The sequence below is a fragment of the Vibrio sp. TRT 1302 genome (assembly GCF_050113875.1).
Lineage (GTDB): Bacteria > Pseudomonadota > Gammaproteobacteria > Enterobacterales > Vibrionaceae > Vibrio.
The window spans coordinates 353,741-380,286 of the sequence record NZ_JBNJOF010000004.1 but is presented as its reverse complement, the minus strand read 5'-3'; the positions used below and the strand labels follow the sequence as shown (position 1 = coordinate 380,286).

Here is a 26,546-nt window from a genome sequence, read left to right as displayed (position 1 = left end):
GTATTTGGGAAAGCAAAGAATAGCATAAATAAACATTATGATTAGACTTGACCATTGTACTAGGTCATTGGGTAAATTGAGAACCTTTACTGTTACTTCTTCAAAGTGGTTAATACCAGAGGGGATACTTCCTTGGATTAAGGAACCATACTGGAAAATAGAATAATATTGAGCTCCTATAACTACATATGCCAAAAATTTACAGAAGATATAAAGTTTATTTTTACTGTATAAAAATAGCTTTCTTGTTACATAAATAAGAATTAGAGAAAACGCCCAAAATAAAATGAATGTAATCATTTTGAAATCTCACTGTGCAATTGTTTTGCTGTTGTATAATCACTGAAAGCCCCGACCCCTAATGATACTCGGTTTGATGCTTGGTAGCCTCTTAAGTAATCTTCAGCACTATACCTAAATAACTTAAATTGCTTGGCTTTTGGAGTTTTTGTCCAAAGCATGGGCTTTAAATTGGGCTTGGACATCACTTGATAAACCTCTGATGCATTTTTTACTGTAGTGGTTTTAGCTAACGCTCCGTATGCTGACAGAGCTAAATCTGCTCCATAGTAGGCGATGTCACCGTGAGATTTTGAATAGCCTAATAACTCAGCAGTGAATTGATAACCTTCTCGCACAAATCCGGTGGTATTTTCATCGCCATCTAAAAAGTATTTGCCGCTTTCTTGAATATTATTCATGCCATGAGCTACCATAGGAGCGCCAATCAAACATAAGGATGCAGCCGAAAAATAACATATTCCTGCTCCGGTTGTTACTTGCATGACGCCAGCTACGAGACCAATCCCTTTCTTCATGATCAAGCTACCTTGATCCATTAGGCTTTGTCGCTCTTTTCGAAGCTCTTTAAATACAGTTTCCTTATCTTTTCGACCACTCTTAAAATCATTGACAAGGCACTGTTCAAACCTATCGACTTCACGAATAAATTGGTTCTTTAGACCACCATTAGAGATATAGCGATTCGCGAGTGTGACGGCTTGCATTGTGAGTCCTTTTCCAGCCTTTTCGACTTCTCGAATATCCCATGAATCTGGTGCACTTTTGCTTCTCATCCCAACAATGTTTCCCATGTTTCATAACCTTCAGTACCAGCCATCTTATGTTTCCAAATGATGTCGCGATAAGACAGGTAGAGCTCTTCCGACATGTCTTCATCGCCCGACTGAAGCACGTTCGGTTGGTTAAATGATAGGGTCGTAATTAAGGCATCAACCAACTCTATGGTGTAGAAGTGTTCGTTATAGCCTTGTTCATTAGTGCGATAGAAATTAATTGTGCATTGTAAATGTTCTTGTTTGGAAAAAGCATTGCCAAGGAGTGGCGAGGCCTTATCAATGGGTTTGGTAATGACAACCTCAGCAGGACCACCGTGCTTGCTTAAGGTAAAGTTGCAAGCCAGAACGGTGATTTCATTGTTATGAGATTCTTGGGCTTTGTTGCCGATGGAGTCCTTAGTATTACAGCCTTGAGAGATGGAACCTTGCGTTTTGCCGATGATTGATAGGTATGCTGTGTGAGCCATATTTTACCTGTTTTATTTTATGAGATAATGCTCATATCGTATGTCAAAAGATAAGCTGAGATTGACTGTTAATGTTAAAAATTGAAGCAAGATTTGATTTATTTTACGGTAGGTTCATTGAGTGTATCTCAAAAAAATTTTTTCCAGCTAACACTAATTCAAGCGTGCAGTACTTGAAGTTGTTCAGGACTTATTAAGCGATACAAAATCACTTCTCTAAAGGCATTTTTCATTGTTATTTTGTTTGGATAATGGCCCTGAATTCCTAAAAGAGGTGGTGATTTTTTAGTAGTGTGATCCATTTTTCACCCCAACCCCTTTTCATATGGGCGACTTTAAAAAATAATACAAAGTGTTAGAGAAAGCTCGAACTACACAAGGGCCTAATAGATTGGCCCTATTTCTTCCTACTTTTTACCACACACCACGGCGGATTGATTTTCAATCCGAATGGTTGTCTGTGGAAATCTAAAGCTTTTAAAAACAATAGGATAGGGGTTCTTAAAGCTTGATTGTGAATGGTGAAAAAATTTTCAAATTATTCACTAAAACTTGTTAGTTTTTTCAATTGAATTTCATGTAGTTTCATTGAAATGTCATTTATCCCTTTGGTGGTATGGGATGCAGGCTGATTCAATGATTTTTAATTTAAAGTTCATTGAATTGTCATTTATCCCTTTTGTGGTATACCTTCAAGCTCTAGAGGTTGAATTTGATTCATTGAAAATTCATTGATAGTGTAATGAATTTCAATGATGGGAAATGGTGGAAAATATGAGTCGTGCTTACCCATTACAGAGCTCATTACGAGGTCAATTAAAGCAAGATTTCATCAAATTCAGAGACAGAGAAAACCTTTCGGATGCCGAAGCTACTCGGCAGCTTTTGACTTTGGCTTTACGGATCAAGCTGAATGATAGTGATGATGACCGTCCGTCTAATCGTGAACTGATGGAGGAGATTTATCGGGTTGTTCGCCAGTCCTCTGCGATAGGGGATGTTATTCATGGTCAGACATTTGATGGTGAGAAGTTATTTAAAGATCAAAAAGAGTCTCAACCTGTTAGGCGACAAGTTAAAGCCGATATTGATAATCAAGTGGATTCATTTCTTGAAGGCAAAAAAAAAGGGTAGCCATTTGGCTACCCTTTTTTTACCGTTCTAACTCTCTGTCTAAATCTAGATATTTGTCTACGTCTTGAGCTTTATTTAAGTCAAGATCTTGTTGAGGTGAATGTTCTTTATGATCAAAGTGCTCTAATTCTTTGCTCTCTCGCTCATTATGTATAGACAAAATAACATCTTTATGATCACTATTAGGCTGTTTCAACACACTCTCATCAATGGCAATATTGAGGTTGATGTCTTTATCCTGTCCTTCAAATTTCTGAATGCACTCAGTGATTTGCTTGAGCATATCTTCTTCGGTAACAAAGTGAATATTAGGAGAAGAGAATTTTTCAATTATCTTCTCCATGTTGTTTGAGTTGATGTCTAAGTTTTGATTGGTCAACACAATAATGACATTTTGTCGTATTTCGTCAGGCGTTATATTTTGAATGTCATTTTTATGATTGACATTGATGATGTCATATCGTCCTTGAGTATGTTCATTTATTATGAACGACTGCTCAATACCCGTGCTGATAATCGTGGTGTTTAAATCCTGTCCTTGGTTAAAGTGAGTCATTTGCTTCGATTTAGTCCCTAATACTCTTGGGTTCACATCCATATCAATATCTTTATTGGCATCATGGTCAAGATAGGTAATTTCAATTGCTCGTGTTTCTCCTTTCTGGTTATGAATGTTTGCAATCATAGCAGGGTGAAACTCTTTATCTTCTGAGGAGTAAACAGCAGGATGGAAACGTACGTTGTCGTTCTCAGCGTTTTTAACGCCTAACTTATGGAGGTATTGCTCAGCTAATGTTCCTTTTAGCTCTTGGCTTTCTTGTAAATAATCTTTCGCTCGTTGTTCAAATTGAGCAATGTGTTTTGGTGTTGTATTCATAAGCTTGTCGTGATCCTTGTTAATCGCAACTTGATAGTGTTCAGGATTATTTAAGAGATGATGAGCCTCGTTCATCGCCTCTTTGTAACTGAGGTCTTTGTGACTCATCATTAGATTAATCAGCGAGCCTTTTTCTCCAGTTGTGTAATCTTTGAAATAACCGCGATAGTCCCCCGTTAAACTGACTTTAATGGCGGACTTGCCCGTACCAAACGTTAAATAGTCTCGATCGGATTTCGATTTGTTAGGCGCTCCTAATAGGTGGATAGCGAGGCTTTCTGTGTATTTTGGTAACTCAGAGTTGATGTGCTCTCTAAATTTGTCGTAATCGAAATCGCCATTTTTGTTTTGATAACGAACGTTTTCATGAGGAAGCGCGTTGTCATTAAAATACGTGGTCGATTGAGGGGCGATGTGCTTAACGGTTTCAATCGCACTGGCTTTGTTGACCTCTTTGGATAACCAGCTCTTCATCATCTGTTTGGGGTTATCGGTGTAGAGTCTGACGTGTTCACTTGCCCTTGTTAAATCGATATAAGCACGTCTTAGGTTAGTTAGAGCACCTTTCCCTTTGATAGAGGTAATGACGTTTTGGTACGTGGCACCTTGCGCCATATCTGCGGTTCGGGTATAGGCGTAATCCCAATGGCCATCCTTAATTTTTTCGGGATCGATCGTGAGTGATTGTCCATTTTTGGTTTGGGCAATCACGGCGTTATTGTCGGCTTGAACAATATGGTGCACGACGTTGGCCTTAATGCCGCGAGTTTTGTCTGTAAAGCGGGTGATGATCTTATCGCCTGTCGATAATGGTTTATGCGAGACCGAAAACAGGGCAGTAAACTTATGATCACGATGCCTTGGTAAAAAGGCGCTTTCTTTCCCTGTCTCGTGGCTCTTTACCATGACCACACCATGTTCAGAATCGACTTTGGTGATGGTTCCGTATTGCCCTGGCTTGGTACTGAGCACAAGTCCTTTTTGGTACGGCATCATGGTTTTGAGCTCTTCGCCACTGGCGCCGATAGAGCGAAGTCTTGGCACAATGACATTTTCTTTGCCTAACTCGTTCTTTTTTATTAAGCCGTGGCGAATGTGTTCAGTGATGGCATCTCGCTCATTGTTCGTGTAAGCAATGATAAGTGTATTTTCGCGCGTTTCTTGAGTACGTGATAGGTAATCTTGCGCGACTTCATAAGGAAGCTTCTCAGTCGCGATTTGCTGCGCTTTTCGAGGGTCTTGAGGGTTATCGGTAAGTGTTGAAATGACATGCGGCGTTTTTCCTTGTTTATCCGCGTCTTGTTGACTGAGTTTGTCGAGCGCGCTGTCAGGTTGTTTATCGAGAATGTTGTGCACTGCACTTAATGTTGCTTTGTTGCGCTGACGAATGATGTCGGTCATTTGCTCTGACTCGATGATCTGCGCGGTATCGATGATGCCTTTTGTCATGGCCAGCTCGAACGGCTTACCCGCATTCAGAGAGAGCAATTGCTCTTTATCACCTAATAACACCGCTTTAGATTGGCTTTGTCGTACCAAGTCAGTGAGCTCCTTCGCTTGCTTATTGCTGACCATCGAACTCTCATCCAGAAAGAACAAGGTGTTTTTATAGTCTTCGGGTGAGGCTCGGCCCTGGCGAATATCGGTGAGTAAGCTCTCCAGTGTTTGCGCTTTGACCCCTTTACTTTCCAGTTCACTTACAGCTGAGTGAGTAGGGGCAAGACCAATAATTCGATCAGGTTGGTTTTTTCCCACTTGGGTGACGTGCTCGATGAGATCGATGTTGGTTTCGAGCATCGTGGACTTACCCGTACCGGCTAAACCTTGTATGGCCACAAAGCTGTCTTTTGTGGTGGAGATCAAATGAATGGCATTACTTTGGCCATGAGTGAGGCGAGGGTGGTTTTCAAGGTACTGATGAACCTGTTTAGAGGTGCTGAAAGGCTGATGCTGTCCTTTTCCTTTCTCGATGTTTCTGAGGATATGCTTCTCGGTTTCGATGGCCGCCTCTGTCGTCCAACGTGTACCATCACTGTATTCGGCTGAAAGGGCGTCACTGCGTTTTGCCAGCTCGGCCTCAATGTACGCTTTGGTGATCGGACTATTGGTTTCCTCAAAGGCATAACGTACCGCCTCAATCACGAGCGCTTTTTGAGTGAATCCGGCCTCTTTTTCTGACAGGTGGTTTAGGGCGAAATTCACCGCTTTCTCTGACACGGGCGCGTGTTGCTCTTTCGCGAGTACACCAATGGCGTGTTCAATATCGTGTCTGAGGGTAGACTCTGTGGCTTCAGAGAGATAGCGATCATTGATGGGCTGAGTGTGCAGGACTCGTTCGATGGCTGACGGTCTGACTTCGGCTTTTTCTAGAGCTTGCTGCGCTTTCTCAGGATGGTCTGTGAAGATATCTAAGCGAGCACTATGTTCTGTTAGGTCATTGAGTAACTCTTTAGAGAGCGCAAAGGCTTTTCCCGACAGTAAGGTATGGGCTCTGGGCTCAAAGTGATTGGCTGAATGCGCGTAGTCATACGTGAGTGGCGCGTCTTTCAATTTATCTAAAGGGAGCGTACTGGATTGTCCTTGTTGATTGATTAGCGTTAAAGAGTTTTTAGTAATGGACGTGACGAGGCAACGCTGTCCAGCTTCGAGTTGAGAAGGAAAGTGCTTATTTGTGGCCAGAATACGTTCACCTTGTGAGATCTCAAGGACGTCTGGTTTGTACAATTGCATGTTCATCGATTGAAATGCTTTAGACGAAGGGTCAAAAGTCTTTGCTTTACCGTCCGTTTTGCTCAACACCTCTAGGGTGTTAGAGGCTTTATCGACACTGGCGATCACGAAGTCGTGAGGCTTTCCCTTATCCCATTGTCTGAGGGTCATACCGGATTGGTAATGCTTTGCAAATTGTTGTTGTGGCTTTGAAAGGTAATGAGGTTGCTGGGTGAAGACTGTGACACTGGTACGTGAGAGTTGGCCATCGTTTTTCAAAGCGGCGCGTATCTCATTGGTTAATCGCCGTTGTTCGACGCCAGAGGTTACCAATACTTGAGCATTGGTTTTGTCGGGTAAGTCGGCGTAAGTGAGAGCAATGTTGTGCTCCTCTCGATGATGCAGTCGCACGACACTGTCCGCTTGTTTGCTGTTGACCCAAGTGTGCGTCGTGACATTTCCTTTACTGTAGAGGTCGATTGCGCTGTGCGCTTTCATGCCTTGGCGGTTTGAGACACGGTTAAGTAAGATGACTTTACTGTTGCTGCTGCTGGCTTTTTCACTGAGTGAGAGCAGTTCATTCGCACTCATTTTGTTTGCGTTATCGACTAAAATAATGTCCTTGTTGGTCAGCGGGTGCTTAGAGTCAAGTAGACCTTGTAAGGTATGACGCTGATCGTCCTGAAATAAATGCTTAACCCAAGTGGCAAAGGTGTGGCTTTCTCGGGGGATGTTTTGTTGATTATGGCGGTGGTGTTGGGTGTTTTGAGAGACAAGCTGCACTCGCTTACCACTGTGGTTGCCTACGTTAAGTAGGTTTTGCGCGATTTGCTCGGAAGAGCCAAACACGTTGACCACGTGAAACTGTTTGGTTGAGCCATAAATGTCGGCCACTTTTTGGCGATTATCTTGGGCAATATTGAGGCGGTTTAGGGTCGTCTCATCGATATTTGTGCGCATGTTATGAGCCCGTCCCTTAGTGATATCCATGAGCGCTTTTTCGTTTTTCAGCATAGCTTGAGACGTGTAGTGTCCTTTCTTGGCCAGTGTTACAAGCTGGCCATTTTTTATCCATTCATCGGCGACTTGCTTTAAATCAATCGCGTTGGCTTGCTGTGCTCCTTTAGTAAAGTCTGAGGCCGCGACCTCAATCACTTTCTCAAGGCTCAATGAGGTTGAGTACTGCCCCAAGTGCGTCATTGCATGTGAAAACGCTTTATGGGCTTGCTGCATGGCATGGCCACTTTTTTGTGGTAATGCCTGGCTTTGTTTGACCAAAAGGGCCGGATCAAACCCCTGACCTTTGACGGTTTGTTGCCATTTGTGGTTTAAGGTCGCATCACTGTGGTAAGTTTTTCTTTGTCGGGTATCGAGAGCGGCGACATCTTTTGATGCACGTGAATCGTGTCCAAAGTCGAGCACCTGTTGGTCGATTTGCTGTTTACGAGTAGAAAAGGCTTTATGCAGTGATTCAGGCACGCCATCGATATCAAATTGAGCGTTACCCAGCCCCTTTATCTGAAAGCCGAGTTCTTGAGACTCTTTGGCGAACTGACTTTGATAGAGCGCGCCATAATACTTTTGGAAGTTATAGATTCGTTCACCGCTGCCATTAATGACGCCGCCTTTTTGTTTTAAGTTAGACGCGAGTGTACGTAAGTTGCCTTCCTGATCTCGGGTCATATTGGCCGCGAGGACGTGGGAGTGAACTTGTGGATCGTTGTTGCGACTGGTTTTGTGACGAACGACCGCAAAAATCATAGACTGAGTATTGTGAAATTCACGCTCACCTGTTTCGTTGATGTGCGTCGCCTGAGCGACGTCTTTCTCTAGCTCTGAGAGGGCAAATTTTACCGCGTTGTTGTGCGCTTCAATCAGACGAGTATCCCCTCCGACCAAAGCGAGTATGCTGGCGTTTTTAGGGGCAGAAAACGTGAGGTCAAATCCGCTTTTATGGTCTTCTCGCTTTCCTTTAATGCTTTCCTCATTGAGTGTGCCCGAGAGCACGGTTTCTAAGGTTTTTTGTTCAACGGGCTTGCCCAGTAATCCGGCTTCTTCGGCCAGTTTTCCATGCCAGAAAGTGTTTTCACCTTGTTCTTTCTCTTTGAGGTAATAGTTGTCACTTGCGTCTTTTTCGAGAGAGGTGTCTGGGTGGTCTTGGGTGTTTTCTTCGTTTAAGTAGTACTGGGCTGCGTTAGAGGGTGATTTTAAAGGGCTGATGGACATCATAGTGGTGTTTCCTTTACGGGAACCACCAAGAGTAGGGGCGCTTAGAAACCAAGTTCACAAAGAGATAAAGGAAAGGACAAGAGCAAGCTCTTGCCCTTTGACCTTATCTTACTTCGTAGGCAAGTGTGATGCTAAGGTCGTTCTCTTTGTCTTTATATCGGACATCGCAGAGCGAACCGGTATAAAGTGCAGTGAGAATGACTGCCGTGATGCAGACCACGACTAAGGCTGCGAGAGCCGTTTTTTTAGGCATAGCTTGCCTCCTATGAAGTAAGAGGCTAATATCAAGTTGTCACACATGGTAAAGGCCTCGTTTGAATTTATAGTTCATGCGGGGCTTTTTCATATCCATGTTTTGGCTAACGCTTCGACATGGGTATGTCTAAGCGCCCAGAAGCATTGTAACAAAATGCAGGGGGATGGCTACTCTGGTGATTATTGAGGGGTAGAGAGTTAATGACAACGCTTGGCCAGGATAGGGTTGGTATTGCCTTGTTGTTGCTTTATCCGTTGAGCTCGCTGACATTCCACTTTTGTTGTTGGGTATTGTTTGTCCCACGCTTGCATTAACTGCCTTTGCGCTTTACTCATTGAGTATCGAGGGTAAACCGCTTCAAAGTACAAATACGTGCGAGCAATCGCGCCACGAGCCTGCTCCGGCGGCTGTACTTTCTTACCATCAATACGCACATCGCATTGACCAAAGTTGGACGTCGCATGGGGCAGCAATGTGAAGTTGTAGTTTTGCCTTGCCGCATTGACACTACCAATTGCAGGATAGAGGTTATACAAATCCGATTGCATCAAGCGATACTCGATGTTGACCTTTTCTGCGCATTTACGGCCTTTAAACGCTTTTCCTTTGTTATCGATGCATTGCGGGTGTCCTTCGCGCCACTCAATAAAGGTGCGACCAAAGTTTTCTGCCGGAACGATATGCTCGGCTTCCCAACGTTTTAATCGATTTTTGTATTGAGTCGTCTTGAACCCATTCGGGGGAGTGACTTCTTTTTTCGCGTTAAATGTGGCGCCGCAGTAGAGTGTTTTACGCAGCTCTGGTGTGGTGTACACATGCTGTTGCATGATCTCCTTGGCGGTGTTGAAAGAGGTAATGGTGGTATTGCCGAGTGGTTCAGCCACACTGGCTCCCGAAACGATAACCAGTAAACTCATTCCGAAGATATGTTTTGTCGTCATACGTTGTTCTCACTCTTAAAGCGCGTCTTTCCCCCAAAGGGCTTCCCAAGCTTGTTGCTCTTCGATTTGCTCAATACGATCTCGAATTCTTTTCAGGTTGCTTTGCTCTTTTGAGGGCTTTTTCTTTGAATAACTTGGTTCATCCCAGTCTTTGACGGGGTATTGAAAGGGGTTAAGGTCTTGGGTGTCTGTCATTGTTTAATCCTTGTTAGCTGTAAAGGAAACCTAGTCGTAAACTTCTCCTATTTCGGCTTCTTGAGAAATGGCGGCTTCTTCAATATTGCGCTGTGCTTCCTCTTGATAGGCTTGCTCTTGGACTCGCTTCGGGTCTTGGTTAATCAGCCCGCTCACTGTCTCACTTTTTATCGCTTGCTGAATTTGATCGGTTTCCACTTTCATCTGTGCTTCGTTTTCAAAATTCGCCTCTTGAGCATCGGTTAACTTACGTCGATCTTCTTCATTGAGATACAGCCCAGGCGCCACGCATTCATGGTAGATCGCTTGTTCATATACTTTGTTCATTGCAGACGAAAGCACAATGGTGCGCTTATCAAACGATGGACAAACATCACGCATTTTGTCGAATTCCAGATCGAGCCTCGTAATGAGATCAATGCCAGGGGAGCGTAGATAACATTGCAGATCATCCAAGGCTTGGATTTCGCTGGCAGACACGACAGGGCGTGTAATGGTTTGATGGCCAAGAGAGACACCATCACGCAAGGTATTTGCGCCGTAAGAAACATTTTCTTTTGACACATCGACTTCTTGTTCACCCAAGTCTTTAGCAGAGATACGCGCCATAGGCTCAGAAGGGGCTCGAAAGAAGAAGCGTGTGTTAAGTAAATCAAACATCTCCTCAGCGGCATTCTTACCATAGGTTTTGACGAGCTGCGCATACGACTGAATGCCAATCAGATAGCAGCCTCCAAACTTACGCACCTCGGCAATGATAGAGCCCAGTTCAGGTAATTTATGCAAGCTAGGCATCTCATCCATAATGACCCAGATACGGCGCTCTTCGTCTTCTTTCAGTCCTAAAATGGCATTGGAAGCAATGGCTAACCACATCGATATCAGTGGTCTTAGTGAAGCATGTTGCTGTGCATTGCTCGAAAGAAACAAAAAGCCTTTTTGGTTATCGTCTTGAACCCAGTTTGTGATTGAGAACTTTTGTCTGAGCTTATCAGGGCGCGCTTCGTTATTCAGGCCATCCAAAAAGCGCAGGCTTTTGATGTAAGTGGCCAATACCGATTTGATGGAAATCGCGGTTTTCTTAATGTCCTTTGAGACAAGGGAAGCGGACTCAGTACCTTCTAAGAAGTTGCCAAGTGTTTCTAGCTCAGAAGTTAAGATCAAACTGAGCAATCGCTCAGTGGTACAAGGCTTGTCATCTTGACTCATGCGATAAGCGGTAGAGGAAAAAATGGTGCGCGCTGAATCGACCCAGAACGGATCGCCTTCACCGTGTTGAGGGATCAATGCGGCGGCCATGTTTTCAAAATCCGGCGCCTCGATGGCATCGCTCCAGACATCCCAGTTAGCGCAGCGTTTATCAAAGGGGTTGAGGAGAACGTCGGTTTCAGGGTTGTAGAATTTACCAGTAAAGGAGCATCCCTTATCGTAGATGATAGCTTTATCACCTCGAGCGCGTATCCAACGCACCAATTTACGGATCATGATGGACTTTCCCGCACCTGTAGTGCCATCAATGAGCAAGTGCTGAACTTCGAAATACTGTTTCAAAAGTGCATGACCATCAATCTTAAAACTGGAGATAGAGCCATCCCCATACCCTCGTTTCTTTTTGGATTTTGCTCGGGCTTTGAGCTCTTTGGTGATGGCTTCTGGCGGGGCTAAGCGAAAGCCTCGGATATGAAAATCTTCACTCTGTTTTTCGCCTTGCTCTTTAAAAAAGCGTAAGGCGATCATGAAGATGGCCATGCCTATCACTAAAGCAATCAGAAAGTAGATTTGAACGTTGTGCCAAATGGTGGCGTGGATATCGAGGAGAACCGAGTTTTGCAGTTGAGAGGCGAGGGTGTCGGTGTAGCGCTCACCTTCCCAGATGGTGGTGACAAGGCTATCGAGGGGCTTCCCTAACTTTGCGTAGAGAACATTACGCAAGTAATAGAATTCGCCCCAAAAGGCATTAGGCGGGGAATTGAGGTACGTCAGTAACAAAGTGAGCGCAACGACGCCCCAACCAATGAATTTTACAAGCTTATTGTTCACTTGGAAGAACATGGTGATGGCGTGAAAGGTCACTTGTCCGCCACGGGTAAAGTGGTTGCTTTTCTTGCGGGTAGGCGTGTGCATAAATGCTCCTATAGGGCAAAAAGAGTAATAAGGTTCAGTTTGAGATTCGATCTGAGAGGGAATAAAAAACTGCGCCATACAGGAAGTATCACGCAGTGTAGGTTTGTTAGTAGAGTTTAATGAATGATGTTAACGAAAGCTGTTATTCATAACATGGGTATTTTAATTTTAGTCCATATGTAATGGGACTAGTCGTAGACATAAAGGCAGCAGCACCATTGTAGTCTTTAAATCTTGTCGGAGCTCGTTTTAAGTCTCCCTCTAACCCTTGCCAAATGATATTTTCTATAAATTGGGTTGGATTATTAGCGTTAGGGCTGACAGTTTTTAGTCCACTTCCTGGGCAGAACCATGGCACGACATTAGTGTCGATTTGCTGATTGATACTGTTCATATAAGCTTGTTGAGTTCCCCATAGGTAAGCCTTAAGCAGCTTGTGCTCAGGCGTATCAGGCTTATCGATGTACTGAATAAAAAAGGACAGGTTATCGACTTGAGCCATCTGCTCATGACGAAAGTCAGATAAATTATCAGAAGTATAGTGTTGCTTTAATTCAGCAATCAGAGCGTTAAGCTCTGGGCTTTTGTGCCAAGTGTTGTCCTGCGCCCAGGTTGGAGCGATGAACAGCAAGCTTAAAATGACGGTAAGTATCTTATTCATCTGTGTTCTCCGTAAATAGCCCTTCATTCATTGGGTATAATAACATTAAATGAAGGACTGTATAAATAAACAGTATTATTTATTCGCTGTTTTTGGAATTGGAATCATACAATTGATAGCCTGTATGAGGAGGCCTGTCCGTATCCATCTGTGGCGGTGTCACGAGATGGTCTTGGACGGTTTTGGCTACATCCGAGTTTGGATTAGTCGTGGGTGTCACAGGTTGATCCGCTTCGTTTTGCATGTGCCCTCCGGCGACTAATGTATTGCCCTTTACATTACGATACACATCATGGTTATAAAGCCCGTCACTTCCGTTGTAGTTGATCATATCGATGGTCACTTCGTCGATTTTATTCTTGGCATTGGCTGCGCCACGGTTGACTCCCTGTTGTTGCTCTGGTGATAACGTCGCAGTCTCGCTTAAGTTGTTAGGTTGATACAACTTACCTAAGTCCTCGATATCACTGGTTGAGGTTGAGACCCCAAAGGCGTTTTGAAACGCATCACTGCGAGTGTATTCGTTAAATTGATTGCGTACTTCCATCAAATCTTCTGGCTTAGTGGCGTTCATAAGGCGAGCAACATTATTTGGATTATCGGGGTTGGTAGCTTCTAAATAATTCTGGAAACCCGTTACCGCACTGGCGCTAAAGTTCACCGAATCGGTATCAAGGCGAGATTGAATGTTTTGTAAGCTGGCCACTTCCGCATTCGATTCACTGACAGAAGCCGCGCTGCTTTGCAGACGTTGATGATTCAGCGCAAAGTCATGGGCGTATTGCTCCACCGCGCTGCGGTTCTCTTTGGTATCCAGCGTGCGACCTGCACGCTCCATTGAGGTGGCCCCTTCACTGTATTGCTGCGTTGCTTGCTCAAGGGCTTGTTTCTGCTCAGCGCTCATGTTGCTGTACGCCTCACGTTGGTCGGTGCTCCATTGAATGCCGGCACTTGCGCCACTGCCAAGCACACTTTGACCGGGCGTTCCTACGGTAACGCCTGCATTGGCTGAAATGGCATAGGCTCTGGCTTGATCCTGTGTCCAACCCATCGTCTGCGAGATGTTATCGATAGCCGATTCCATCTTCGAGTAAGATTGACTGATTTGACCTTCGGTGGACGTGCTATGGCCATCCCCATACGAGAAACTGCGTGACCAGTTATCATTCCAGCGGTCGCTTTGCTGCATACTGTTTGAATAGTTATCCGTGAAGGTGTTCATACTCTGCTTTTGTGCGGTCAGGGCACTGGAATATTGGTCGCTGACGCTGTTTTGCAACATGGTCGAGGCTTGCGCTTGCCAAATCGGTTTCGACTCGGCTTCCTGAGCGTTATAGAGTCGGCGCCCGCCGTCATTTTGCAACGTGGTGATGGAAGCACCATCTTGTTGCTGTATGGTCGCCATGCCTGTTCTCAGTAGTACGTTGTCATCAAATTTATTGGCACTGGTGTTATTGAAACTGTGGTTTTGCATCTGCAAATTGCCAAAGTCCATATTGCCGGTTGAGCTGGCCGCAGAGACTCGAGCGTTGGTGCTGTTTATCATCCCGGCTAACTGGTAGTTCATGGCCTGCGCCGCGGCAACGCCCCCTTGCAGCACCTTTCCGGCTAAAACTGGAATGGCCATCATAAGAAAGCCTGCCATGTAGCCAAAGCGCGTATGGAGCTCATCAAGGGCATTGGCGTTCGAAAGAGAGAGGCCATTCATGGGGTCTGCGGTGGCGTTTGAGGTCATTTCCAATGGCCAAACCATCAGGACATTTAAAATCGCAAACAGGGGAGGCCAGGTCGCTAAATACGCAAAGGTTTTGATGTAGTTAACCAAGACCATTTTGGTGAGCGCTGGAATGAGCGCGGCGGCGGCAATCATAAAGCTTAAGCAACTGAATAGGAAAAATAGCATGGTATGCATCATGGGAATGAACTCACGTGCTTGCATGCCAAGTGTTGCCCACATCGAGGTTTGCTGCATTTTGTTGGAGGTATAAGCGTAGTTCATGGCACTGGCATTCGGGTTGAGTGCGTGAATGCTGCGGCGCATGGCGTTTATCGTCATATTTTGTTTAAGCACGTCCACGGCGTTATTGCTGATACCGATAAAGTCCTGATAACTGTTTTGCAGCGCATTGCGAACGTGAGGGGCGTAGGTTGCCGCTTTTGCGCCGTGAAGATACGTGCCAATCAAGTCAAGCTCGTCTGCGGACGCGACGCCGAACTGGCGTTTTAAATCCGGGTAAATTTCACGGCAGGTTTTAAAGTCCTGACTCATGCCGTTTATCATGACGCCGCGAAGAGGGCTCATCGATTGTCCATCCAGAAAACCCCAAATATCAGGGGCATTCAGTAAGGCTTTCCAAGTGTATTTACGGTTGATTTCGATGTCGCCAATGAGGCAGTTTTTGAAAAAGTCATTCCAGGTTCGACGCACTTCAATGTCTCTTAAATCCGCTTGTCTGGATAACTGATACAACTCTGAGCCAAACATCATGCCTGTCCGACCGTAACGTTTGTCGTCGGTGGTCGTGAAGATGGTTTCAACGGCTTCGGTCACGCCCATCATCATGGTGCTGAAAAACCAAGTGGGCACAGCGACAAGATAAGGCACGTTGTCCACCGAGTAGACGCCACTTGGTTCGGTTTTATCGATGATTTGAACACGCGCGGTTTGTTGCAGCAGCATCGATGGAACCAGCGTAAAGACCATCGCCCAAACATAAATGTGTTTGGTGTTGCGAGTGGCAAAGAAAAGCACCATGGTCATCATCGCCCCAATCATCAAGGCGATGGAAGTCATGGAGGCAAAACTGGCCGATTGAAAGAACGCGGCGATGGCATTGAGTGCGCGTTGAAGTGTCGCACCTTGGGTGTAAACGTAGTATTCGAGTGTCATGACTTATTCCCCAAAAGTTAAGTTTTGTTGGAGTTGTTCGCTCAGTTTTTGCCAAGCTTTTTGGTCATTGCTTTTGTGCGCTTGGATAAGCTGCTCTTGCTCAAGGAGTTGTTGGGTGGCTTTGTCGGCTAACCCATCGGTGAAGCGTTTTGCTCTGTCGATATCACGAGTGATCAGTGCAATGTCTTTATGGTTGACTTGCGTGTTCGCCAGCGAGCTCTGCACCACGTTCAGCATGTTCGCCAGATAGCGGCTAAGTAACTCAATGGCAATGAGTCGTGAATAAGCGGCAAAGTTTGGGTAACGGTTTGCTTGTGTCGCACTGATGAAAATGGCCTGTATCGGAGTTTCGGTGTACTCAAGAAACGACTTTTGAGTGCTGGTTAATGCGCTGTCGTTGGCAATCGCGGTATAAAGCTGCTCCAAAAGAGTTCGAATGCGCTCTTGAAGCCCTTTTGATGAGGCTAACGTTAAGGTTACCTTACTTGGGTTTAAACACTGCTTTTGGTCTGTGTTATCACAGCGGTAATAAGACACCTCGCCCCCTTCGAGTAACGCTTGAACTAAGTTGTTGTTGTCGGCCAGCAAGCTTGCGTAATAGCGAGGTTGACCGCTGGCGTTATAGATGTACGTTCCCGATAAGCTCATGAGAAATTCCGCGAGCGCGGTATCACTGGAGAGAAAGCTGTTTTTTAGTGTCGCTGACCACACGATGTTGTGGTTGGTCTGGGTTAGGTCTTCCAGAGCCGGGTTGTTTCGCGCATTGGCCAGTTGGGTATTGGCCTGACCGCCTACACCACACTCTTGCTGCGCGGCGACCCAATCCGAGAAGGCATTGTTGTGGGTGCCCATGGTCGCGCAGATGTGCTTTTTCGTTTGAGGGTTGTCAAACGCGCCCGCAAGGCCACTCACGGCGGCTTGGGCGGTTTCACATGAGTTGATGGATTGGTTAAGCCACTTATCGGCAATGTTTTGTAAGTTGTCTCGGATTTGCTTGATTTGAGGCGCCCAGGTTTGCAGTGCTAAATCGACGGCAAACGGCACCGCATTCGAGACCACCGCTTGGCCAAACTGAACCAGTTGGTCTGAATTGATGTGACTGAATCCGCCCATAAAGGCATCGATACCGCCACACCCCATACTCACCGAAGGGACAGTGGCTGAGACTAATTGGGCGTTCTTGATTGGGGAGCGAACATACAGCGAGCCCCCATTGTAATAGTTAGCGCCTTGGCCTTTGTAAGCGTTTGGGCTGGACACATTCGTGTGATAGCCCAGATCATTGAAAAAACTGTCCAGCGAGCCGCTCACCCCTGTGGCGTGGACGGGATGCGCGAAGACCAACGACAAAGTAAGGCAGGTCAATGACCAGCGCGTTTTTTCCACAGAAAATGTGGATAACCATGCGTGCATGTTGAGATATCCTTATGTAATGAGGACGCATCTTTGAGACAGCTCAATGGGTTAGCATTGCCTGACTCTTAATGTGATTACGGGGGGATGAGTGGAGTTCATCTATGAAATCGGGCGAAGTGTGTGGGGGATGCTCCACGTGTGCCCTTGGCTGTGGTTGTTTCTTCTCGCCATGATTTTACTCAGTGCTCTTTACTCGAAGTAATCACTGCATCGCCTCCAATAGGGCTCGGTCACTTAATATGCCTTTGACGCTTTGTTCTAGCTCGTCGTAAGTCACATCCCCAATCGATACCTTGACAAATTTTCGGCTATTGACGTTGATTAAAAACGTCGCCGGAACCGTGATGTTTTTCGGGCTCTCAAAGAACAGTTGGCTGATCTCCGGTGTCGCTGGAATAGGCACGGGATACTCCGTGATCGGTCGGTTATCGAGTGAGAAGACGTAAGTTTGTAGTTGCTCTCGTTGAGTAAAGGCTTTGAACTTGGGGGCAAATCGGTGGCAGTAAGGGCAGTCACTGCGATAGAAAAAGACCATCGCATAATGATCTTGCATGGCGGCATAACTTGACGAGGCAGTGGTTATGAATAAAAGGAAAAAGAGCGCACGTTTGAGCATAGTTTTTCTTCCTGTGTCGTGTCAAAAGTCAGGGGATTGGTAATTGGTTGCGACGTTATAGAACCGTCCCAACAAATCGTTTTGTGAGATAAACCCGTAAGCGAGTGGTTTGAACTCTGAGGTGGTTGGATTGACCAAGATCAGGGCTGGGGTAAACGGCACGACAACTTTGTTATTATTGAGGCGATTTTGACGGATGTTGTCGATGAACACGCCGTCGTTACTCACGCCGAGCAGTTCAATGTTGTACGTATCGGCAAATTGCTGCATTGAGGGCGCCAGACTCTGAGTGAGCGGATCATCACCTTCATAGACAAAGAAAAAGCCCCAACCCTCGTTTTTCATCTTCTCCACCATATCGATTTTCTTTTGGCGCTCTTGTTGGTGATAGGTACTTCTTGCTGCCTGCTCTACAGGACGGTCTTTGACGTAGGAGTACTCTGGATACTTGAGTAGCAGTTTTTTAAACGTCATACCTGTTTGGGTCGTCTTCTCACCAATGAAGTGATTGAGCTGCATCAGTTTGAGATACTTCTGTTCATCATCGGGATTAATGGTGGCATCCGCCTTTACCTCCTCGTAAGTCTGATGAAACCACTGCATCTGCTCAGTGGCGCTCATCACGGTAGTCTTCGTATTGGAGGGCAGGAGTATGGGCGCTGGCTTGGGTGTTGTTGGGCGGGCTTTGGGCTCGTTATACCATTTCCAACCTTTAGGGTTTGAGTTTGCATGGACGAAAGATAGACTGCTTAACGTCCAGATAAACAACGTAATTATGATTTGATTGATAGCTGAGTCTTTTCTCATCATCTTGCCTAATGTAATGGTGTTAGGTTCCACATTTAGGAACATGAATATGGATAAGTTTTCCGGTACTCCTGAGCGCGTTTTCACTTTATTGTCCATATGCACTTTGCAGGCGGCCTTGGATTTCGGTGGCGGAAGGAAGGTTGGCGCTATTGTGCATATCGTCATAGAAATCCGAGAAATCGATGAGCTCGAAGTTGATTTTCTGAAGCTGCTCAGGGGTAATGGGCTCACATAACGGGGATTCGGCAGAGCCCAGACTGATGCCAAGCTGACCTTTGACGCCTTGCTCTTGAACAATGCGAGCGAGCTTACTGTCAAATACACAGTATCCTTGCTTTTTGCGGGTGCAAACGCCTAAGACTTCATTGGCGCAATACTCCCCGAGTGCAATAGCAATCCCTTGCTCTTTGGCTTGCCCGAGCGCTTTCTCTTCTTCATTGCATTCATCAAGCCCAATCCCCGTTCCCCATCCTCCATCTTTGCAACAATCCGCAAACCCAAAGGCTTTATCTGTGCATTGCATACCGTTGCCAGTGAATATCATTGGAGGGTTGCCAAGACCTTCCGCCGCCGCAGAGACCGCCGCTAACCCCGAGGCGGATTTATCGAAGTCGGTAGATTGTGTGGGAGTGTCATCATAGCAGTCCCCGTCGAGGCAGAACGTTGTGTCCAAACACTGAAGACTGGTTGTACTGCACTCTTCAATAGCGCATGTTTTGACTATCTGTTCACTAATGCAGACCCCTTCAAGTTCGAGACTGCATTGTCGATTATTTTCCTGACACTCTGTGAGTTCAGCGCAGGTGTCTTGTGTGTCACAGTGATATTGCTTTTCGTACTTCCAGCAGCTCATGTATGTCGGGACGCCATTGATCGTTCGGGTTCCACCGGGTTCGACACAGGTGCGGCTGGTTTGTTGACATTCAGGCAGTAAAGTGGAGCAATCTGATTGCCACGCCATCACGTTAACTCGCTTTTTAAAGTCAATGGTGAATGTACCGTTGAACAGGCCATAGTCATTGAGAATATCAATGGTTATCGCGCCTGATGTACCCACCCCTGTGCTTTGATAAAATCCGGGGTACTTCTTTAAGCACCAGAGTCCGGTTCCTCCGCTGGTACATAATGCTTTTTCGGCGTTAGGTGGAGAGAAGCCGCTAGTGTATGGCTTGGTATGAATGACCACGTTATTTACCTGAAACTTGACGCCATTATTGACGCTCGGTAAACACTTCAAGCCCTGACAACTCAGGACGGTTGGAAAACGTACCCCGGTAATTTCAGTCACCCCGTCAGGTAAGGTGTATCGTATAGGGGTAAATCCATGGTAACGGAACGAGATCTGTCCAGAAGTGACTTGCTGCCCATCAACATAAGGGGTATCGAAGCAACGAACCGGAGTATTGGTGGGCTGATCACATGCCCGGATTTGATCTTTGATGAGGCATTGGCTGCCAGTGTCGCAATCCACATAGGTGTTCGAGATGCCATGGGTAATTTCATAGGCATTTTCTTGGCCAAGCAGGGCAAATTGATAGGCAGGATCGGTTTTCACATCTGGCCGTCCCTTATCAAAGTTCTCTTGCATCGCGCCTGCGGTGTCATTGGAATAAAATTCCGTTGTTTTTTGACTGTTGATCTTGCTGTCATTGAGTCCTTTTTGGGGAGGGTTACTCACTTGGCTGACACACTCTGCATCATCACAGTAATCCGCGATATTCAGTTTGCCATTGGCCTTACTGGTAATACTTTGTTGAGCGCTTTGCGCCCAACCTAGATTGTCTTGATACTGTTGTTCTTGCTCAGCAATAGTGAGGTCGGAGGCAAAGGCATGAGCGGTGAGAAGCCACGACAAACACACGGTGATGACGACTTTCATTATTTTCTCCTTTGAAGTACTTGGCGAACCACATCGGGATTGTCTCCCTTGGTAAGCTGCTCCAATGCGTCAGGTAGAGATACGTTGCCTTTGACGATGTCGTAATCATTTTCACTGCAAGGTTGCTTGGGTAAGCAGCGTCCTGGCTTTACTGCAACGAACGTGGGCACTTCTTGAATGTTGAAGGTCTGAAACCATTCTGGACTGATGGCGAATCCGCTGTTTATCGGTTTCTTTTCGTTTGTTTGTAGCAGGGATTGAATGGTGTTGGCGGTGGCGGTAAAGCCGTCAGGTAAAACCCCTCGAATCACCAAAGGTACTTGCCAAATCTCACTCTGTTTTAACAGCGCTTTCAGGCTGCTTTTTGGCATGGTGAGAGAGACAAAGACCATGACACCAGTGGGGGCTGCGTTCGGGTTTTCTGTTGGTGTGGGGATATCAACAATGCCTTGTAACGAATTGGGGTCAAGCTTCTCTTGCCACTGCCGAGCTTGTTGTCTTGCATACTCTATAAACTCATGGCTAGCTTGTTGTTGTGTTTCCATAGCCTGTTGAGTCTGCAAAGAGGGGGGTTGCGAAGTGACTTGTTGTTCCAGTTTGGCCAGGGCTTTGAGCTCGTTTTGAGTGTAGCCAATGCTGGCGAAGGTCATTTGACTAAAAAACAGGGTTAAAGAACCGATGAAAAGGGATTGAAGGTGTTTCATGGGGTTTCCTTAAATTTGCGTTCCCCCTATGGGCGTATCGCTTAAGTAAGCAAGAACCGTTGTGCCTTCCCATTGAGGGGGAAATTGTTGTCGCACTTGCCATAAATCGTAAGGTGTCCAACCTTGTCTCGGGGGAGAGAAGCGAGCAAGTTGATGACCGTCAGGAGTTTGGATTTTTAGTGGGCTAAATTTGTGTGTGGTGAGAATATCTTTGGCTTTTGGGGTATTAGTGTCAGTGATGAAGTTCATTGTGTTCCTCTGAGTTAAAATGCATTCCCTGAATACACTCATTGGATAAGGTCAGGAACCGGCCTTCTTTTTCCACGGTCGAATATGAAGGAGTAAAGATATGCTCCAACTCTTGATTGAGGAGTTGAGTGACGTCATTGAGTGTGGGCTCTCCGTCAATGACTTTAAAGTAAACAATATCGATACTAGGAGTGCCTGAGCCAGCATTAGTAATGTCGGTGATTAGTAGGATCATGGTTAATCTCATTGAGTAATGAATTGTTAACTTTAGATTAAAGTCGGTCTTATTTTGGGGATCACAAGAAAACACAGTTACGCTTGCGCCATTGGACATAACCAAAGTTATCGCCAGTGGTCGGGTTGTCGTGTCCCATTTCCCATATTGCGGTTGTGGTGGTGTAAGGGTGACACCATCCAGCATCGGGAATAGGGACGCTCATTTGATAGCGGTAACGCGACTTAGGTAAAATAGGTGTGGGGTACTGATAACAAATTGCGCCATCTTCACCGCTTGTTTCCCAGACGATGCCTTGTCTGTGCAATTTGTAATTCAACCTTTCCATGATGAGCGTGCCTGCTTGGACTGGCGTATCTCGATAGTTAGTGTTACCTGTTAATGGATAAGCACTGCCTTGTGAGCCTAAACACCAAAATAAAGCATCAAAAGGTAAGACTGAGTTCGTGGTGGTCACAATCGCTTCGGGGACACAGGCGAGCTGCGCGATGGGATTGCCAAATAAAATGGCTTCAGGGTTTAAGATGAAAGAAAGCTCATCATCATCCCAAAACGGGTCAAGCTCTGTTAAATACGCGACATCAAAGGCGTCGGTGGCCATACAGGCGGTCGATTGCATTAACTGGAGCCAGTAAATGATAGGGTACTTGTACCAGTGAGCATGATAGAAGCCACCGTCACTGCTGGCAGAGTCTCTTGCTGTTGTGCGTCCTCCTATCCGTTGCATGTTTGCGCCACTTAACTCCATCCCCATGTTGACCATGCAGTAAGGCACTCGTGTGACATCGGTCAATGCATAGGGCTCCCAATAGCCAATGTTGAGACCCACTTGCACGTAAATAGGTGGGGGTTTGGGGCAATAAGAAATAGGCATGGAAGGGTTACTGGTATCGGGATAATTTGAGGGGATGACTGGTACTGAGCCTACAGTCATCGGGAACATGCAGCTCCAACAAATATCGCTGATGGGGTTGATAAAGTTCCCAGAGCACGTTGCTTTTGCTTGAGCGATAGAGCTTGAAAGTAAGGCTCCTAATAGCATCAATATTAAGCCAAGACGATTTATCATGGTTTGGGCTCCTCGTTGCTGACGTCAAACTCCGTTACTTTCCAGTGGATACCGGACTGCTCAACCAAACTTGGTACGGCTTTGATGTACATTTTTTTGGATAAATCCCCTTGTTGGTCAAAGTAAATGCGACTGTTGAGATGCTCTGAGGCTTGATTGGGGCTGCCTCCTGTTAGTATCCATTTGATGGGTTTCTTGGATTGAAAGGTCTGAGCAAAGGCCAATTGCTGCTCATCGCGTGCATCAAAGAAGACCAAAACATGGGAGTACTCAAATTGGTTTGAGGGACGACTGTGCTCTGGCCAAGTGGTTGTATCGAAGGGATTAATGCGTGTCCCTGCTTTCGCAAAGACTTGGCCCTTAGCATCGGCTAAGTCCTTAGCCAGCGTTAAGCTGGGATCAACCAAAAACGTCTCGGGGGTGGTGGTTGTGGTGAGTGAAAGCGGTGGCGGGGTCTCAACATTCTCAGCGACGCTTTGAGCAAACTCTTGCTGCATATCCGCCAGTTTGCCCGATTGTTCAAACCCCTTTAAACGCTGCTCTATCCAGATCAGCATATCGATTTCACCGATAGGGAACGTCGCCCCGATGCGACCTAAATCTTTCGCCCCAACATGGGGCTGAAATAAGAGTGCTGCGCCCCATAGGGTGAGCACTGTCATTTTTTTCATAATCACTCCTTGTCTTGGTATCGGGTGATGATGGATCGTTGGATTTGAGGGGTGATATCCACTGCCCCGCCCACGACGGCCGCGCTGACTAGTGCAATGGTGTTGTGCTGCGCGTTATACGCCTCGATTTCTTCGTGCATGATGTCGGCAAACTGCGTTAAACGCTCGGTTTGCTCTTCAAGGCTCATCTCTTTTTTTATGAGCGCTTGATGGTAGGCATTGAGGGTGCTTTTGACATCCACACTGACAAAAGTGGGTGAGGGTTGACTGAGAAAGGTATGAGCCGTCAGCGTCGAAAGCGCGCTGAGGCTCACCATCATCGCAATCATTGAAAATGACGGTTTCATGCGGTCTCCTTAGCTTTGAGTGCGTGTTCAAATTCGGCAATCTCCTGACCGTAAAAATGCTCTGCGGTGGTGTTAATGGCTTCCATGAGTGGCATGCCTTTATTCATCAGGTTTTCGCAGAACTCAAACTCATGAGGTTCAGTGCTTAAACAGGCGCGTGAAAAAGGGTCGGAGAACATGCGGTGATACGAAGTATGTCCCCCGGCTTTGACGCGAACGCAGCTATAACCTGCGTCACTGGCTCGCGGAAAACTCTTTATGATCCGCTCTTCCATCTCACTGAACGCTTTCGGGTTGTCGGTTAAGAATGTATCGAAGCCGTCGCCTTGTCTCAGAACCATATGGATATCGCTGTTGTCGTAACTGGCCCGGGCTTCTTCATTGGCAAAGAAGTCAATAATGCCTTGTGTGACGGTGCAAAATGAGCCACCAAACTTACGCGCCGTGCGATAGCCGGTATTGATGAAGGCTCGGGTCTGAGCGTTAGCGCCACTCATCAAGCTCCAGGCTTCCTCAATGATGCACATCTTAGGGGTCGAGCGTGAGCCAGATAGGTACATCTGTTGGTTGATAGAGACAATCAGAGCAAAAATGACCGGACGTAGAACCTCCTCATTGAAACCATCGAGCTCTAAGGTGGTGATGTCGATGTTTGGGTTGAGCATGGACGGTTTATTGAAGGTGTCGCCGTAAATGCCATTGCTGCAATATTTGTTCAATTGCACGGCAATATCATGGATACGGCGATCATCGTTATACTCTTCTGAGAGTTCGAATAAGGCGGTTTGAACATCGTCCACTAAGGTGTCGGTGTGTTTTCGCTCCCAAGCGCGAATGATGGCATCGCCAAGGACCGCCATCTGATAGCTTTCTAGCTCTTGATAAGGGGATGCGATGGTGGCAAACAGTGCGGTAATGTTACTGAGTGCTTCTTTGATGGGATCGACGTTTTCATGTTGGCCATTGTCGTTGACAAATTGCAGGGCTTCTTTGGCGCGTGATGCGCTGTCCATCAGTTTGCCAAGATGAGTGAATGGATTGAGGTAGATGTTACGGTGATCGAGGTAGGAACCATCAAGCATAAGCGTGAGCTTTTTGTAGCTGGCACCTTTATCCAAAATCCAACATTTCCCTCCATACGCATAAACCGACTTGGCCATGCTTTGCACGAAGAAGCTTTTACCTGCGCCCGAGCCGCCGGTTAACGCAATGTTCTTATTGTCACTGCCACAGTTGAACGGGTCAAAAAATGAAAGTTGCCCTCGCATGGTCGGTAGCAACAAGCCTCCGGTCATGCGTTTAACATCGAGCACAATAGGAAAGAAGTTGACGAGGTTAGAGCTCTTCATTGAGCGCACTTTGCCTGCCACATCACAATCTCGCCATAGTCCTTCGCTCATGGTAAAGGGCAAAGCGGTCAGCAGGCTTTGCGTTTGCAGCATAATTTGAGGACGGATATCAAGGCCAGTAGCGGAAAACGCTTCTTTGGCGGCCTGAACGTCACGACGCTGATGGGTTTGATTGGTAAACAGCGTTAAGTTCAATACCATTGAGCTGATGGTAAACTCTTTGTCGCTGAGTCCTTTTTGCAACCCTTTTCGCTCTTCCAGTTCATCTTTGGCCGTTGGCATGATCATGGCCAGCGACGAGCCGACCGTTTTAGTGAGATCGGAAATCTTGCGGTTATTGTCATGCTCAAAGTTTCCCGTCACTTCTTGACGAAAGTTTAAGGTCAGGACGTGAGGACACGTCACATGCCGAGCGATATTGCGGATCGATGCGAAGCACTCGGGGAGCGCGTAGAGCCGAAAGTCACTTGGGGTTCTAGCCAGTCCCATACAAACTGTGCGGGTTCGCGTCTCTATGCCTTCATGGTTAGTGTGACGAGTGGCGATATGGTCGCGACGAATAAGCAGCTCTGTATCACTCGACATCACTTGTTGATTGATAGGATCATAACGGTTGTAGGCGCGCTCGATAGGGCGCTCTTGCATCGCATCAAAATTTAAGAGGTCGCCCGTAAAGGTAATAAGTCCTTCTGGGGAGAGTCTTTGAGTGTCAATACCAAGTTGGCTGAAAGCCGTTTCAATGGTCGCGCGTAAGTCGCACAGCGCTTCGTCGTCTTTGGTTGTGGTGGAGACAAAGAAATACGCTTCATAATCACGCAAATCAAAATGGTGTCGTTGTTTGTGGAAAAAACCTTGTGTGGCAGCAAATTGCGCGTATTGCGCCTCTTTGGCGGCGAGGGTTTCACAAATTCCCCCACGCTTACTCATGAGCGCTTGGTTGGCCTCAATGTAATGCGCCACTTTGTTGTGGCCAAACATCGACAGCTGGTAGTCCCATTTATCCCCTTGAGGAAATTCGCACACCAACTTATTAAGTGAATGAATGAGCTCATCGTTAGCACCGCCTAAGACATTGAGCTTAAACCCAATACCATGGGACCCTCGATTGAGGAAAACCTTGGTGTCATTGTCGAAGGCGCGATAAGGGAGCTCATGATGGAAGTGATTTTGATGCTTTTTGACGTCTTGATAAAACGCCCCTAATGTGCCCGTTTTAGGCTTTGTAAAAAAATTCATAAACATGATCAGTCCTTCCAAATGGCTCGCGCTGGGCGACCTGTCCAACGGCTGTCATCGAGGATGATATAGATGTCCGTGGTATCCACGTAATGACCGTTTTTATCAATGAACGGAAAGACGGAGACCTTTTTGACCACATCCTCCGTTCGGGTTGGTTCACCTTGTCGTGTGCGTCTCGGTAAGGTCATAAAATCCGTTGGCGCGCGGTGAGCTTGCTCAGCGGAAGTTTGGTTTTCTTGGGCGGTATAGAGATCGATATTTCGACGGACTTCATCCATGCTGGTACAGCCTGATACGCCGCCAACTTTCGTGCAGCTATAATCTTCGCCAAGACCTGCCGCGCAGCCCGTTAAGAGCAGCACAGCAAAGAATATCGAGGAGAGTTTTAACATATTCCTAT

At 46.3% G+C, this 26,546-nt stretch carries 22 protein-coding genes; 1 reads left to right on the top strand and 21 read right to left on the bottom strand.

The window, feature by feature from the left end:
- Nucleotides 1-296: 296 nt before the first annotated feature.
- Nucleotides 297-1,094: a DUF4225 domain-containing protein gene (locus tag ACQEXP_RS08780; protein ID WP_426969444.1), complete on the bottom strand. Its 798-nt coding sequence runs from the start codon at nucleotides 1,092-1,094 to the stop codon at nucleotides 297-299.
- The gene (locus ACQEXP_RS08775; protein WP_426969442.1) at nucleotides 1,073-1,546 is read right to left on the bottom strand and encodes an Hcp family type VI secretion system effector; all 474 of its coding nucleotides are present in this window, start codon (nucleotides 1,544-1,546) and stop codon (nucleotides 1,073-1,075) included. The genes ACQEXP_RS08780 and ACQEXP_RS08775 overlap by 22 nt, the downstream gene beginning before the upstream one ends.
- A gap of 774 nt (nucleotides 1,547-2,320) precedes the next feature.
- Here ACQEXP_RS08775 and ACQEXP_RS08770 point away from each other — a divergent pair.
- Nucleotides 2,321-2,680, top strand: a complete 360-nt coding sequence (locus ACQEXP_RS08770; RefSeq protein WP_074545446.1) for a hypothetical protein — start codon at nucleotides 2,321-2,323, stop codon at nucleotides 2,678-2,680.
- Between the two features lie 19 nt (nucleotides 2,681-2,699).
- Here the strand turns inward: ACQEXP_RS08770 and traI are convergent, their stop codons facing one another.
- The 19 genes from traI to traV form a co-directional block, all read right to left on the bottom strand.
- A complete protein-coding gene (gene traI / locus ACQEXP_RS08765) occupies nucleotides 2,700-8,495 on the bottom strand; it encodes a conjugative transfer relaxase/helicase TraI (protein ID WP_426969439.1) in 5,796 nt (1,931 codons plus the stop codon).
- 103 nt (nucleotides 8,496-8,598) lie between these two features.
- Complete coding sequence (locus tag ACQEXP_RS08760) at nucleotides 8,599-8,748, bottom strand: Hok/Gef family protein (RefSeq protein ID WP_080286292.1); 150 nt, start codon at nucleotides 8,746-8,748, stop codon at nucleotides 8,599-8,601.
- A gap of 200 nt (nucleotides 8,749-8,948) precedes the next feature.
- On the bottom strand, nucleotides 8,949-9,692 hold the full coding sequence (locus ACQEXP_RS08755) for an endonuclease (RefSeq protein ID WP_407006161.1): 744 nt from the start codon (nucleotides 9,690-9,692) through the stop codon (nucleotides 8,949-8,951).
- 15 nt (nucleotides 9,693-9,707) lie between these two features.
- Nucleotides 9,708-9,887, bottom strand: a complete 180-nt coding sequence (locus ACQEXP_RS08750; RefSeq protein WP_407006162.1) for a hypothetical protein — start codon at nucleotides 9,885-9,887, stop codon at nucleotides 9,708-9,710.
- Nucleotides 9,888-9,917: 30 nt separating this feature from the next.
- Entirely contained in the window at nucleotides 9,918-12,011 is a 2,094-nt protein-coding gene (gene traD, locus ACQEXP_RS08745; RefSeq protein ID WP_407006163.1) for a type IV conjugative transfer system coupling protein TraD, read from the bottom strand.
- Between the two features lie 142 nt (nucleotides 12,012-12,153).
- Entirely contained in the window at nucleotides 12,154-12,672 is a 519-nt protein-coding gene (locus tag ACQEXP_RS08740; RefSeq protein ID WP_407006164.1) for a hypothetical protein, read from the bottom strand.
- A gap of 79 nt (nucleotides 12,673-12,751) precedes the next feature.
- On the bottom strand, nucleotides 12,752-15,562 hold the full coding sequence (locus ACQEXP_RS08735; protein ID WP_426969436.1) for a conjugal transfer protein TraG N-terminal domain-containing protein: 2,811 nt from the start codon (nucleotides 15,560-15,562) through the stop codon (nucleotides 12,752-12,754).
- 3 nt (nucleotides 15,563-15,565) lie between these two features.
- Nucleotides 15,566-16,975: a conjugal transfer protein TraH gene (locus ACQEXP_RS08730; RefSeq protein ID WP_407006167.1), complete on the bottom strand. Its 1,410-nt coding sequence runs from the start codon at nucleotides 16,973-16,975 to the stop codon at nucleotides 15,566-15,568.
- Between the two features lie 205 nt (nucleotides 16,976-17,180).
- Complete coding sequence (gene trbB, locus ACQEXP_RS08725) at nucleotides 17,181-17,594, bottom strand: type-F conjugative transfer system pilin assembly thiol-disulfide isomerase TrbB (RefSeq protein WP_426969434.1); 414 nt, start codon at nucleotides 17,592-17,594, stop codon at nucleotides 17,181-17,183.
- 21 nt (nucleotides 17,595-17,615) lie between these two features.
- On the bottom strand, nucleotides 17,616-18,404 hold the full coding sequence (gene traF / locus ACQEXP_RS08720; RefSeq protein ID WP_407006235.1) for a type-F conjugative transfer system pilin assembly protein TraF: 789 nt from the start codon (nucleotides 18,402-18,404) through the stop codon (nucleotides 17,616-17,618).
- 85 nt (nucleotides 18,405-18,489) lie between these two features.
- Nucleotides 18,490-20,283 carry a type-F conjugative transfer system mating-pair stabilization protein TraN gene (traN, locus tag ACQEXP_RS08715; RefSeq protein ID WP_407006170.1) on the bottom strand — a complete coding sequence of 598 codons (1,794 nt, stop codon included), beginning with the start codon at nucleotides 20,281-20,283 and terminating at the stop codon, nucleotides 18,490-18,492.
- Nucleotides 20,283-20,987, bottom strand: a complete 705-nt coding sequence (gene trbC, locus ACQEXP_RS08710) for a type-F conjugative transfer system pilin assembly protein TrbC (RefSeq protein WP_407006171.1) — start codon at nucleotides 20,985-20,987, stop codon at nucleotides 20,283-20,285. The genes traN and trbC overlap by 1 nt, the downstream gene beginning before the upstream one ends.
- 9 nt (nucleotides 20,988-20,996) lie before the next feature.
- Entirely contained in the window at nucleotides 20,997-21,236 is a 240-nt protein-coding gene (locus ACQEXP_RS08705) for a hypothetical protein (protein ID WP_407006172.1), read from the bottom strand.
- Nucleotides 21,220-21,471, bottom strand: coding sequence for a hypothetical protein (locus ACQEXP_RS08700; protein ID WP_426969431.1), 252 nt, complete (start codon nucleotides 21,469-21,471; stop codon nucleotides 21,220-21,222). Before ACQEXP_RS08700 ends, ACQEXP_RS08705 begins: the two co-directional genes overlap by 17 nt.
- A gap of 61 nt (nucleotides 21,472-21,532) precedes the next feature.
- The gene (gene traU / locus ACQEXP_RS08695; protein WP_407006236.1) at nucleotides 21,533-22,513 is read right to left on the bottom strand and encodes a conjugal transfer pilus assembly protein TraU; all 981 of its coding nucleotides are present in this window, start codon (nucleotides 22,511-22,513) and stop codon (nucleotides 21,533-21,535) included.
- Between the two features lie 23 nt (nucleotides 22,514-22,536).
- Entirely contained in the window at nucleotides 22,537-23,211 is a 675-nt protein-coding gene (gene traW / locus ACQEXP_RS08690; protein WP_407006173.1) for a type-F conjugative transfer system protein TraW, read from the bottom strand.
- Between the two features lie 2 nt (nucleotides 23,212-23,213).
- Nucleotides 23,214-23,558, bottom strand: coding sequence for a type-F conjugative transfer system protein TrbI (trbI, locus tag ACQEXP_RS08685; RefSeq protein WP_407006174.1), 345 nt, complete (start codon nucleotides 23,556-23,558; stop codon nucleotides 23,214-23,216).
- Complete coding sequence (gene traC / locus ACQEXP_RS08680) at nucleotides 23,555-26,143, bottom strand: type IV secretion system protein TraC (protein WP_407006237.1); 2,589 nt, start codon at nucleotides 26,141-26,143, stop codon at nucleotides 23,555-23,557. The genes trbI and traC overlap by 4 nt, the downstream gene beginning before the upstream one ends.
- 8 nt (nucleotides 26,144-26,151) lie before the next feature.
- Nucleotides 26,152-26,538, bottom strand: coding sequence for a type IV conjugative transfer system lipoprotein TraV (traV, locus tag ACQEXP_RS08675; protein WP_407006176.1), 387 nt, complete (start codon nucleotides 26,536-26,538; stop codon nucleotides 26,152-26,154).
- Nucleotides 26,539-26,546 lie beyond the last annotated feature (8 nt).